The 12079-nt window shown below is 70.8% G+C and carries 12 protein-coding genes; 6 read left to right on the plus strand and 6 right to left on the minus strand.

The genetic code is table 11. The features are described from left to right. Positions 1-66: 66 nt before the first annotated feature. Together OG448_RS13540 and OG448_RS13545 are read left to right on the plus strand one after the other, a co-directional pair. The gene (locus tag OG448_RS13540; RefSeq protein ID WP_391297778.1) at positions 67-558 is read left to right on the plus strand and encodes an inorganic diphosphatase; all 492 of its coding nucleotides are present in this window, start codon (positions 67-69) and stop codon (positions 556-558) included. Positions 559-675: 117 nt separating this feature from the next. Beyond that, entirely contained in the window at positions 676-2334 is a 1659-nt protein-coding gene (locus OG448_RS13545) for a threonine/serine exporter ThrE family protein (protein ID WP_405553832.1), read from the plus strand. Between the two features lie 10 nt (positions 2335-2344). On the opposite strand, the gene OG448_RS13550 is transcribed toward OG448_RS13545, so the two are convergent. Next, entirely contained in the window at positions 2345-3367 is a 1023-nt protein-coding gene (locus OG448_RS13550) for a DedA family protein (protein ID WP_405553834.1), read from the minus strand. A 152-nt stretch (positions 3368-3519) separates the two neighbouring features. Between OG448_RS13550 and OG448_RS13555 the strand changes: the two genes are divergently transcribed. Further along, positions 3520-3885, plus strand: coding sequence for a heavy metal-binding domain-containing protein (locus OG448_RS13555; protein WP_391297648.1), 366 nt, complete (start codon positions 3520-3522; stop codon positions 3883-3885). Positions 3886-3901: 16 nt separating this feature from the next. Here the strand turns inward: OG448_RS13555 and OG448_RS13560 are convergent, their stop codons facing one another. After that, entirely contained in the window at positions 3902-4663 is a 762-nt protein-coding gene (locus OG448_RS13560) for a MerR family transcriptional regulator (RefSeq protein ID WP_405553836.1), read from the minus strand. Positions 4664-4795: 132 nt separating this feature from the next. Here OG448_RS13560 and OG448_RS13565 point away from each other — a divergent pair, with 132 nt between their 5' ends. Together OG448_RS13565 and OG448_RS13570 are read left to right on the plus strand one after the other, a co-directional pair. Then, on the plus strand, positions 4796-6082 hold the full coding sequence (locus OG448_RS13565; RefSeq protein ID WP_405553838.1) for an ion channel protein: 1287 nt from the start codon (positions 4796-4798) through the stop codon (positions 6080-6082). Positions 6083-6118: 36 nt separating this feature from the next. Beyond that, positions 6119-7522, plus strand: a complete 1404-nt coding sequence (locus tag OG448_RS13570) for a glutamate decarboxylase (RefSeq protein ID WP_405553840.1) — start codon at positions 6119-6121, stop codon at positions 7520-7522. A 23-nt stretch (positions 7523-7545) separates the two neighbouring features. On the opposite strand, the gene OG448_RS13575 is transcribed toward OG448_RS13570, so the two are convergent. The 3 genes from OG448_RS13575 to OG448_RS13585 all read right to left on the minus strand — a co-directional run bounded on the left by OG448_RS13575 (position 7546) and on the right by OG448_RS13585 (position 10617). After that, positions 7546-8094: a DinB family protein gene (locus OG448_RS13575; protein ID WP_405553842.1), complete on the minus strand. Its 549-nt coding sequence runs from the start codon at positions 8092-8094 to the stop codon at positions 7546-7548. 123 nt (positions 8095-8217) lie between these two features. Next, positions 8218-9678: an aldehyde dehydrogenase family protein gene (locus OG448_RS13580; RefSeq protein ID WP_405553844.1), complete on the minus strand. Its 1461-nt coding sequence runs from the start codon at positions 9676-9678 to the stop codon at positions 8218-8220. A gap of 114 nt (positions 9679-9792) precedes the next feature. Beyond that, entirely contained in the window at positions 9793-10617 is an 825-nt protein-coding gene (locus tag OG448_RS13585; protein ID WP_391297776.1) for a Scr1 family TA system antitoxin-like transcriptional regulator, read from the minus strand. A gap of 333 nt (positions 10618-10950) precedes the next feature. On the opposite strand from OG448_RS13585, the gene OG448_RS13590 reads away from it, so the two are divergent. Continuing rightward, positions 10951-11451 carry an ATP-binding protein gene (locus OG448_RS13590; protein ID WP_405553846.1) on the plus strand — a complete coding sequence of 167 codons (501 nt, stop codon included), beginning with the start codon at positions 10951-10953 and terminating at the stop codon, positions 11449-11451. A gap of 80 nt (positions 11452-11531) precedes the next feature. Here OG448_RS13590 and OG448_RS13595 read toward each other — a convergent pair whose 3' ends face one another. Continuing rightward, complete coding sequence (locus OG448_RS13595) at positions 11532-11750, minus strand: DUF397 domain-containing protein (protein WP_202440822.1); 219 nt, start codon at positions 11748-11750, stop codon at positions 11532-11534. Between the last annotated feature and the right edge of the window lie 329 nt (positions 11751-12079).

The following is a 12079-nucleotide window of genomic DNA, read 5'->3' on the forward strand; positions in this document are numbered from 1 at the left end:
GATCACACTCCTGCGTGAGGGACACTTAATCACCAGAACTATGCGCTGATCATGGAGGAGCCACCGGTGGAGTTCGACGTCACGATCGAGATCCCGAAGGGTTCGCGGAACAAGTACGAGGTGGACCACGAGACCGGTCGGATCCGCCTGGACCGTCGCCTCTTCACCTCGACCGCCTACCCGACCGACTACGGATTCGTCGAGAACACGCTCGGCGAGGACGGCGACCCGCTGGACGCGCTCGTCATCCTTGACGAGCCCACGTTCCCGGGCTGCCTGATCCGCTGCCGCGCGATCGGCATGTTCCGCATGACCGACGAGGCCGGCGGCGACGACAAGCTGCTGTGCGTCCCGTCGACGGACCCGCGCGTGGAGCACCTGCGCGACATCCACCACGTGTCGGAGTTCGACCGCCTGGAGATCCAGCACTTCTTCGAGGTCTACAAGGACCTGGAGCCGGGCAAGTCGGTCGAGGGCGCCAACTGGGTGGGCCGCCAGGAGGCCGAGGCGGAGATCGAGCGTTCTTACAAGCGCCTGAAGGAGCAGGGCGGGCACTGACCTGCCGTTCCGCGACGAGCGGGCCGTACCGCCCCGGTGGGGGCGGTGCGGCCCGCTCGCGCTTTCACGCGCATACTGAGGCGTAATCGGAAGGTGTCGTTCAGGGAGCGGTGCGAGGTGTCGGAGGCGGAGGACCGCAAGCCCCGGTCGGACGAGGCGCGGGCCACGTTCGACCCGGAGATCACGTCCGAGTTCGCCATTCCGGAGGGACTCGCGGTCGCCAGGGTGAGCGGCGAATCGGAGACGACGTCCGAGTTCGCCATGCCCAAGGGGCTGGAGTCGGCGCAGGCGGAGGCCGAGCCGGAGGGCTCGGCGTTCAACACGCCGCGTACGTACAGCGTCAAGGACGCGCCGGCCGCGTTCACCCCCGCGACGGGCGTCCCGATGATCACGCTGATCACGGACGCGCCCTGGCAGGACCGGATGCGCACGATGCTGCGCATGCCGGTGGCCGAGCGGCCGGCGCTGGAGCCGGTGGTGCGCTCCGAGGACGAGGGCCCGGCGGTCCCGCGCGTGCTCGACCTGACCCTGCGTATCGGCGAGTTGCTGCTCGCGGGCGGCGAGGGCGCCGAGGACGTGGAGGCCGCGATGTTCGCGGTGTGCCGGTCCTACGGGCTGGACCGCTGCGAGCCGACGGTGACCTTCACGCTGCTGTCGATCACCTATCAGCCCTCCCTGGTGGAGGACCCGGTGACGGCGTCCCGGACGGTCCGCAGGCGCGGCACCGACTACACCCGGCTGGCGGCGGTCTTCCGGCTGGTGGACGACCTCACGGACGCCGAGACGCACCTCTCCCTGGAGGAGGCGTACGGCCGGCTGGCGGAGATGCGGCGCAACCGGCACCCCTACCCCGGCTGGGCGCTGACCCTGGCCAGCGGAGGGCTGGCCGGCGCGGCCTCGGTGCTGGTCGGCGGTGACGTGATCGTGTTCATCGCGGCGGCGCTGGGCGCGATGCTCGGCGACCGGCTGGCCTGGCTGCTGGCCGGACGCGGGCTGCCGGAGTTCTACCAGTTCACGGTGGCCGCGATGCCGCCCGCCGCGATCGGCGTGGCGTTCGCGCTGGCGGACGTGGACGTGAAGGCGTCCGCGGTCATCACCGGTGGACTCTTCGCGCTGCTGCCCGGCCGGGCGCTGGTGGCGGGCGTGCAGGACGGGCTGACGGGCTTCTACATCACCGCCGCCGCGCGGCTGCTGGAGGTCATGTACTTCTTCGTCGCCATCGTGATCGGCGTGCTGACGGTCCTGTACTTCGGGGTGCAGGTCGGCGGCGAGCTGAACCCGGACGCGGCGCTGAACATCTCGTCCCGCCCGGTGATCCAGATCCTGGCTTCCATGGTGCTGTCGCTGACCTTCGCGGTGCTGCTCCAGCAGGAGCGCTCCACCGTGCTGTGGGTGACGCTCAACGGCGGTGTCGCCTGGTCGGTGTACGGCGCGCTGCGCTACACCGCGGACATCTCGCCGGTGGCGTCCACGGCGGTGGCGGCCGGACTGGTGGGCCTCTTCGGGCAGTTGCTGGCGCGCTATCAGTTCGCCTCCGCACTGCCGTTCACCACGGCCGCTATCGGCCCGCTGCTGCCCGGTTCGGCCACGTACTTCGGTCTGCTGTCCATCGCGCAGAGCGAGGTCGACAAGGGGCTGGTGTCGCTGGCCAAGGCCGTGTCACTGGCCATGGCCATCGCCATCGGGGTGAACCTGGGTGCCGAGATCTCCCGGCTCACCCTGCGGATCGGCTCCGCCGGCAAGCGCCGGGCGGCCAAGCGGACCAGGGGCTTCTAGGGTCCCGCCCCTACTGGGGGCGGTGGCCGCCCTGGTCGTACCCGTAGGGGTAGGGCTGCTGGGGCTGGTTCGGCTGCTGCGGCTGCTGGGGGCGTCCGTAGCCGTCGTACTGCGGCTGCTGCTGGGGCTGCTGTCCGTAGTACGGGTCCTGCTGCTGCCCGTAGCCGCCCTGGCCCTGGCCCTGACCGGGGTATCCCTGGCCGCCCTGGGGCTGGTTGCCGTAGCCCTGCTGCCAGTGCTGCGGGGAGTGGGGCTGCTGCTGCGGGGCCGCCTGCTGCTCGTACCGGCGCCCGTAGGGGTCCTCGTAGGGCTGGTCGGGCTCGATGCGGCGGAGCTGGGTCGTGGAGTCGTCCATGACCGGGGCCTGCGGCTGCTCGTACTGCGGCTGCTCGGGAGCCTGCCGCTCGGCGCGCTTGTTCTTGCCGCGGGCCCGCAGGAACTCGATGGCGATCGGGATCACCGAGATGAGGACGATGAGGATGAGCATCGCCTCGATGTTGTTCTTGACGATGCCGATGTTGCCGAGCCAGGAGCCGAGGAGCGTCACCCCGGCGCCCCACAGCACACCGCCGATGACGTTGAAGGTCAGGAACGAGCGGTACCGCATGCCGCTGACGCCCGCGATGATCGGCGTGAAGGTGCGCACGATGGGCACGAAGCGGGCCAGGACCAGGGACTTGGGGCCGTACTTCTCGAAGAACTCGTGCGCCTTGGTGACGTTCTCCTGCTTGAACAGGCGCGAGTCGGGCCGGTTGAACAGGGACGGGCCGACCTTCTTGCCGAACATGTAGCCCGCCTGGTCGCCCAGGATCGCGGCGAGGCAGATCAGCGCGATGGCGCCCCACAGCGGGAAGTCGAGCTCGCCGGAGGTGATCAGCAGACCGGCGGTGAACAGCAGCGAGTCGCCCGGCAGGAAGAAGCCGATGAGCAGGCCGGACTCGGCGAAGACGATGAGCAGCAGACCCCAGATGCTGTAGGTGTTCAGCAGATGGTCGGGATCGAGCCAGCTCGGGCCGAGGGCGAGTGTCATCACGGGTCCGGGCTCCTGAGGGGGGAAGAGGGCGGCTACGGCGGCTGCGATGTCCATGTGTGGCCGCCCAAAGCTATCAACGCGTCGCGGCCGGCCCAGGTTCCACCGGCCGTCCCAGAATGCACTGTGCGGCGGGCGGGGCAAAGCTGTGGGTCATGGGACTCGACGACTACGGCGGCGGCCAGGGGCCCGAGCCGGACGTACTGGTGGTGACGGCGAACGACGTGCCCGGACGCCGGGTGGAGCGGGTGCTCGGCGAGGTCTTCGGCCTCACCGTGCGGTCGCGGCACCTCGGCAGCCAGATCGGCGCCGGGCTGAAGTCGATGGTCGGCGGCGAGCTGAAGGGGCTCACCAAGACCCTGGTGCAGACCCGCAACCAGGCCATGGAGCGCCTGGTGGAACAGGCACGCGCGCGTGGCGCCAACGCCGTGGTCGCCTTCCGCTTCGACGTCACCGAGGCGGCCGACCTGGGCACCGAGGTCTGCGCCTACGGCACGGCGGTGGTCCTGGCCCGCGAGTGAGCCAGGACCGGTGTGCCTACGCGTCGTGCCGGTCGGCGTTGGCGGCGATGGCCGCGTTCAGGTGGGCGGCGACACCGGGGCCGAGCGCGTCGTAGTACGCGGTGAAGCGGTCGTCGGCGACGTACATCTCACCCAGACAGCGGTGCATCGGGTAGGCACATTCGTAGAACCACCGGCCGATGTGGCGGCGGTGCTCCTCGGCGAGGTCCATCGCCGCCGGGTCGGCCGGCGGGACGCCGTCGGCCACCAGGGTGGCGTAACGGGCGTTCCAGTCGTCGGACTCGGCGCGCATCCGCTGCCAGTCGGCCTTGGTGTAGCGGGCGGTGCGGCGGCGGGACTCGGCGTACGCCTCGGTGTTGCCCCAGCGGCGCTCGGTCTCCTCGGCGTACTGGTCGGGGTCGTGGTCCCCGAAGACCTCGAAGCGTTCCTCGGGGGTGAGGTCGATGCCCATCGTGCGTGCCTCCATGGCGTGTTCCACGGCCGCCGCCATCCGGCTCAGCCTCTCGATCCGGGCGGTCAGCAGCTCGTGCTGCCGGCGCAGGTGGGCGCGGGGGTCCGCGCCGGGATCGTCGAGGAGGGCGGCGACCTCGTAGAGCGGGAAGCCGAGCTCGCGGTAGAACAGGATCTGCTGGAGCCGGTCGAGGTCGGCGTCGGCGTAGCGCCGGTGCCCGGCGTACGTGCGCTCGCTGGGCACGAGCAGCCCGATCTCGTCGTAGTGGTGCAGGGTGCGCACCGTGATCCCGGCGAACCCCGCGACCTGTCCCACGGAGAAGCTCAACGTTCCTCGCTCCTTGTCGTCGGCGGCGCCCGGTGCGCCGCCCGGTAACACGCTGCTTCCTCACGCCGGGTGAGGTGCAAGGGGAATTCCGTCCGGGATGTTGTGTCGGTTGTGTCCACTTATGGTGAGCCCGTGGCCCAGGACACCGCGCGGCAGCCGCCTCCGACCGCTCCCACCGCCCCGGCGCGTGCGCTGCTGCCGCTGATCCTGCCCTCCGTGACGGTGGGGATCGTGGCCAGCCTCGTCTTCGTCGGGGTGAGCACGGCGGCCGAGAAACTCCAGCACGTGCTGTGGGGACCGCTCCCGGACGCGCTGGGGGTGGGCCGGTACTCGGTGCTGTGGATGTTCGTGATGCTCTTCGCCACCGGTGTCGCGGTCGGCCTGGTGGTGTGGAAGGTCCCCGGGCACGCCGGGCCCGACCCGGCCACCCTCGGCCTGGACGCGCCGGTGCTGCCGCCGAGGGTGCTGCCGGGGCTGGTGCTCGCGGTGGGGCTGATGCTGGCGGGCGGGCCGAGCCTCGGCCCGGAGAACCCGATCATCGCGGTCAACGTCGGTCTCGCCATGTGGCTCGGGCAGAAGCTGGTGCCCCGGGCGCCGGACTCGCTCTGGCCGGTGCTGGCGGAGGCCGGCACCATCGGGGCGCTGTTCGGCACGCCGGTCGCGGCGGCGCTGGTGATCTCCGAGGCGATGGCCGGGCGCCCGCTGCGCGGACGGCTCTGGGACAACCTCTTCGCCCCGCTGACCGCCGCCGCATGCGGCGCCATCACCACCACCCTGGTCGCCCGCCCCACCTTCGACCTGGGCCTGCCGCCCTTCGGCCACCCCCGGTGGAACGACGTGGTGGCCGCCATGGTGATCGCCTCGGCGTCCGCGCTGCTCGGCATGTGCGCGGTCTACGTCTTCCCCTCGGTGCACGCCGCCTTCCGCCGGCTGCGGCACCCGATGCTGATGCTCCCCGCGGGCGGGCTGGTGCTGGGCGCGCTGGCGGCCGCGGGCGGGCATCTGACGCTGTTCAAGGGGCTCACCGAGGTCGGGGAGCTGGCGCGGGACCCCGGCGGCTGGTCAGCGGGCCAGTTCGCGGTGATGGCGGTGGTGAAGCTGGCCGCGCTGGTGGTGGCGGCCTCCTGCGGGTTCCGGGGCGGCCGGATCTTCCCCGCCGTGTTCATCGGGGCCGCGCTGGGCCTGTGCGCGCACGCGCTGGTCCCGGCCGTGCAGCCCGCCGTCGCGGTGGCCACGGGCGTCCTGGGCATGCTGCTGGCGATCACCCGGCAGGGCTGGGTCAGCCTCTTCACGGCCGCCGCGCTGGTCGCCTCCCCCTCGGTGCTCGCCCTGCTGTGCATCGCCTCGCTGCCCGCCTGGCTGCTGGTGACCGGGCGCCCCCAGATGCAGTTGCACGCGGACGGGACCCCGATCCGCTGAGGTTTCCCTGAGTTCCCTCTGATGGAGGCATGGTCCATGGCGCTGCACCGAGGTTCCAGGAAGCACGGGGAACATCACATATCCGTCAACCCGTTCTTCGGGGACGCCGACCCCGTGAGCGGGATGACCGAGGCCCCGCCCACCCACCGGATGGCGGAGAAGCCGCTGGCCCCGGCCACGGCCTACCAGGTCGTGCACGACGAACTCATGCTGGACGGCAACGCCCGGCTGAACCTGGCCACCTTCGTCACCACCTGGATGGAGCCGCAGGCCGGGGTGCTGATGGCGGAGTGCCTGGACAAGAACATGATCGACAAGGACGAGTACCCGCGCACCGCCGAGCTGGAGCGGCGCTGCGTGGCGATCCTCGCCGACCTCTGGAACGCCCCCGACCCCTCGGCCGTGGTCGGCTGCTCCACCACCGGCTCCAGCGAGGCGTGCATGCTGGCCGGCATGGCGCTCAAGCGCCGCTGGTCCAAGCGGAACGCCGACCGGTATCCGGGGGCCCGCCCGAACCTGGTGATGGGCGTCAACGTCCAGGTCTGCTGGGACAAGTTCTGCGAATTCTGGGAGGTGGAGCCCCGGCTCGTCCCCATGGAGGGCGACCGCTTCCACCTCGACCCGCGCGCGGCGGCCGAGCTGTGCGACGAGAACACCATCGGGGTCGTCGGCGTCCTCGGCTCCACCTTCGACGGCTCCTACGAGCCCATCGCCGCCCTCTGCGCCGAACTGGACGCCCTGAAGGAGCGCACCGGCCTCGACATCCCCGTCCACGTGGACGGCGCCTCGGGCGCGATGGTCGCCCCCTTCCTGGACGAGGACCTCGTCTGGGACTTCCGCCTCCCGCGCGTGGCCTCGATCAACACCTCGGGGCACAAGTACGGGCTCGTCTATCCCGGCGTCGGCTGGGCACTGTGGCGGGACGCGGACGCGCTCCCCGAGGAGCTGGTGTTCCGGGTGAACTACCTCGGCGGCGACATGCCCACCTTCGCGCTGAACTTCTCCCGCCCCGGCGCCCAGGTCGCGGCCCAGTACTACACGTTCCTGCGCCTGGGCCGCGAGGGCTACCGCGCGGTGCAGCGCTCCACCCGGAGCGTGGCGACCTACCTCGCCGGCAAGATCGAGAAGCTCGGCGACTTCCGCCTGCTGACGCGTGGCGACCAGCTACCGGTGTTCGCCTTCACCACCGCCGAGCACGTCACCGCGTACGACGTGTTCGACGTCTCCCGGAAGCTGCGCGAGTACGGCTGGCTGGTGCCCGCGTACACCTTCCCGCCCGACCGGGAGGACCTCTCCGTGCTGCGGGTGGTGTGCCGCAACGGGTTCTCCCACGACCTGGCCGACCTCTTCCTCGCCGACCTCACCCGCGCCCTGCCCGGCCTGCGCCGCCAGCAGGGGCCGACCGGTGAGAAGGAGGCGGCCACCGGGTTCCACCACTGAGCCCCGGGGACGCGTACGAGCCCCTAGGAGGCGGTCTGCCGCTCCTCCAGCGCGACCAGTTCGAACGCCGTCTTTCCGTCCAGGGACTCGCGGATGATGTCGGCGTGGCCGGCGTGCCGGGCCATCTCGCGGATCAGGTGGAGACAGAGCCAGCGCAGCGAGACCGCGCCGTCCGGCGGGAACCAGGGGGCCGAGGGCAGCGGGAAGGTGTCGTCGAGGCTGGGCGCCGAGCGGATCAGCTTCTCCGTCTCCGCGGCCAGCTCCGCCCAGTACGCGAGCTGCCCGGCGACCGTCTCGTCGTCGGTGAGCCGGAAGCACTCGTGCCAGTTCGACTCGTCCCGGTGCACCGCCGGCGGCTCCTGCCGGGCGCGGGCCTGCCACGCCTGCTCGACCTCGGCGACGTGCTTCAGCAGCCCGCCCAGCGACAGTTCGCTCGCGCTGGGCCGGGTGCGCGCCTGCTCCTCCGTCACGCCAAGCAGCGCCCGGCGGATGCCGCCACGCTGCTCCTCCAGGAACGCCAGCAGTGCCCCGCGCTCGTCGCCCGGCGCCTCGGCTCCCACATGAGTGACCATGACCGTCCGCCTCTTCTCCGGCTCCCGCCGGGGCCGTCCGCCCCGACACCGACGAAGCTACGGGCCATCGAGGTCAGATCCTGTCCTCAATGGCCCGTGGCGGCGGAAGTTTCTCGCGACCGCTCAGAACGGGAAGCCGCTGCGCCCGTGCTGCACCGAGATCCACTTGGTGGTCGTGAACGCCTCCAGGGTCGTCTCGCCGTTCAGCCGGCCGACGCCGGAGTGCTTCTCCCCGCCGAAGGGCACGATCGGCTCGTCGTGCACGGTGCCGTCGTTCACATGGAACATCCCGGTGTCGATCCGCTGCGCGAAGGCCACCCCGCGCTCGATGTCACCCGTGTGGACGGCGCCGCTGAGCCCATAGGGGGTGTCGTTGACGATGCGGACGGCCTCCTCCTCGCCGTCGAACGGGACGAGGAAGACGACCGGCCCGAAGACCTCCTGCCGCAGCAGCTCCGACCCCTCGGGCACGTCGGTGAGCACGCTGGGCTCGACCAGGTTCCCCTCAACCGAGCCGTGCACCAGCGCCGTGGCCCCCTCCGCGAGCGCCTGCTCGACCACCGAGGAAAGGGCGTTCGCCTGCGTGGAGTTGATGACCGGGCCGATGACGGTGGCCGGGTCGCGCGGGTCGCCGACCGGCAGCGAGCGCACCTTGGCGACGAACTTCTCGGTGAACTCGTCCGCCACCGAACGGTCCACCAGCACCCGGTTGGCGGCCATGCAGACCTGCCCCTGGTGCACGAACCGGCTGAAGACGGCCGCGTCCACCGCGTAGTCGAGGTCGGCGTCGTCCAGCACCACCAGGGCGCTGTTGCCGCCGAGTTCGAGCACCGCCCGCTTGAAGTTGGCCGCGCACACGGTGGCGACATGGCGGCCGGTGCCGTCGGAGCCGGTGAAGGAGATGACCCTGGGCACCGGGTGCTCGATGAAGGCGTCGCCGATCTCCGCGATGTCGGTGACGACCACGTTGAGCAGTCCGCCGGGCAGGCCCGCGTCCTCGAAGAGCTTGGCGATGACGGTGCCGCCCGCGATCGGGGTGTTCTGGTGCGGCTTGAGGACCACGCCGTTGCCGAGCGCGAGCGCCGGGGCGACCGACTTCAGCGACAGCAGGAAGGGGAAGTTGAAGGGGCTGATCACGCCCACCACGCCGACCGGGACCCGGTAGAGGCGGTTCTCCTTGCCCTCCAGCGGGGAGGGCAGGATGCGGCCCTCGGGGCGCAGCGCCAGGTGGACCGACTCGCGCAGGAACTCCTTGGCGAGGTGCAGCTCGAAGCCCGCCTTCACCCGGGTGCCGCCCAGCTCCGCGACGATCAGCTCGGCGATCTCCTCCTCGCGCTCCTGGAGCAGGGCGAGGGCCCGCTCGAAGACCGCGCGACGCGCGTAGGGGCTGGTGCGCGCCCATTCCTTCTGGACGCGCTCGGCGGCCCGGTACGCCTGGTCGACCTCGTCGACCGAGGCCACGGTGATCGACGCCAGCTTCTCGTCGTCGTAGGGGTTGAAGTCGATGACGTCCCAGGAGCCGGTGCCCGGCCGCCATTCGCCGTCGATGTACTGCTGGGCCAGGTCGCTGAAAAAGGCCGCCATGTGATCCCTCAATCGTGAGCGTACGGCTGAGTCACGCCAGGTGCTGATCACGGGCCATCGTACTGGTGCGCTACGGAGAGCGAGGAGCGCTCGGCTCCTCAACTCCCTTGTGCGTCACGCTTGTTCAGCGAGTCTCGCGATGAGTTCGCGGCTCTCCTCCGGGCCGGGGCTGTCCTGCTGGAGCTCCTTGAGGGCGTGCTCGTACTGGGCGACGTCCTCGCGCTTGTCCAGGTAGAGCGCGCTGGTGAGCTGCTCCAGGTAGACCACGTCGGAGAGGTCCGACTCGGGGAAGCTGAGCAGGGTGAAGGCACCGCTCTCCCCGGAGTGTCCGCCGAAGGCGAAGGGCATGACCTGGAGGCGTACGTTGGGCCGCTCGGAGACCTCGATCAGGTGCCGGAGCTGGCCGCGCATGACCTCGCGGTCGCCGTAGGGGCGGTGCAGGGCGGCCTCGTCGAGCACGATGTGGAACTCGGGCGCGTGGTCGCCGAGCAGATGCTTCTGCCGCTCCAGGCGCAGCGCCACCCGGCGCTCCACGTCCGCCGCGCTCGCGCCGCGCATGCCGCGCCGGACGACCGCGCGGGCGTAGTCCTCGGTCTGGAGCAGGCCGTGCACGAACTGCACCTCGTAGACCCGGATGAGGTGCGCGGCGCCCTCCAGGCCCACATAGGTGGGGAACCAGCTCGGCAGCACGTCGGAGTAACTGTGCCACCAGCCCGCCACGTTGGCCTCCCGGGCGAGGGAGAGCAGCGATTCGCGCTCCGCCTCGTCGTCGATGCCGTAGAGCGTCAACAGGTCTTCGACGTCCCTGGTCTTGAAGCTCACCCGGCCCAGTTCCATCCGGCTGATCTTCGATTCGGAGGCGCGGATCGAGTAACCCGCCGCCTCGCGTGTGATCCCCCGCGCTTCACGCAGCCGCCTGAGTTGCGAGCCGAGCAGCATCCGCCGCACCACCGATCCGGGCTCTCCCGCGCTCACGTACGTCGCCTCCCCAACCATCCGCAAGTGCCTGAGTCTGCCACTAAAACACTTCAAGCAGTACTCGTACGGTTACGGAAACGGAAAGAGGTGAACCGTTTCTGCCCGCCATAGGTCACGACCACTGGCGCCGATGTGCGCCCCGATGGCGGAAAAAATGGCCAAGAAGCGGTACGCGCAGGGCGATTTCGGCCGCGTGCACGTGCATCTGCCCTTGCATCTGCTGTGCGCATCCGAAACCATGGGTGCCGCGCCACCGCTGCCTCGCAACGACCGCGAATTCCGGGAGTGCCTCGCATGGGGACGAATGGATCGACCATGCTCAAGCCGTTACGGCAGGGCCTTCCTCCGCTGGACCCCTCGGCCGTGTCCGATGCCGCCTCCTGCGCGCTGCCCGCCCGCTACGAGGCCGTCCGCGAGGCGCGGAACTTCACCCGCTCCACCCTCGGGCCCTGGGACGTCGGCGACCGCTTCGACGACATCGCCCTGGTCGTCTCCGAACTCGTCACCAACGCGCTGCGCCACGCCCTGCCCGCCGAACTCCCGCCCGGCGCCGGGCAGTCCGCGCCCGTCCGGTTGCATCTGCTGCGCTGGACCGGGCGGCTGGTGTGCGCGGTGCGCGACCCGAGCGACGAGAGCCCGGTGCCGCGTGAGACCGAGGACGACTTCTCCGCCGAGTCCGGGCGCGGGCTGCTGCTGGTGGAGTCCTTCGCGGACGGCTGGGGCTGGCACCCGGCCGCGGGTGAGGCCGGCGGCAAGCTGGTGTGGGCGCTGTTCCGGCTCGGCAAGGACGACTGAGGGCGCCCGGCTCCCCTGCTGGTCGGAGGCGTTGACATCGTTGCCGGACCGGCTGCCGCCCGGGCCCGCCGGTGGCGGGGTCAGCCGGCGATGAGGTGGTCGAACTCGCCGTCCTTGATGCCGAGCAGCATCGCCTCGATCTCCGCGCGGGTGTAGACCAGCGCGGGCCCGTCCGGGAAGCGCGAGTTGCGCACCGCGACCTCGCCGCCGGGCAGCCGCGCGAACTCCACGCAGGAGCCCTGGGAGTTGCTGTGGCGGCTCTTCTGCCAGGCCACGCCGTCCAACTGCGTGGCAGCCATGCCGTTGTACACGTCGTACCCCCCGTACACGCCGTCAACGTAGCGGTCCACAGGTCGCTCCCCGCTGTGCACTGTCTGATGTGGCCATGGTCGATCGACCCGGATCATAACCTTGTTCATGTGCAGATGAATGAGCAGATGCACGTGCACGGCGGGTGTTCCCGCGGTTACAGCTTTGACGTCCGCTTTACCCGAGCTTCTGGGGCAGGTGGTGTTGACGCGTCTGCCCGAAAGCGGCTCCGGGCATGCGCGAACGGGCGCCGCGCCCGCGCTTCCGCGCCAGGTCGTCCGGATCGGAACGTCCCGCCTCGGGAGGAGACGCGCGCCAG

The sequence above is a fragment of the Streptomyces sp. NBC_01171 genome (assembly GCF_045039805.1).
Classification (GTDB): Bacteria; Actinomycetota; Actinomycetes; order Streptomycetales; family Streptomycetaceae; genus Streptomyces.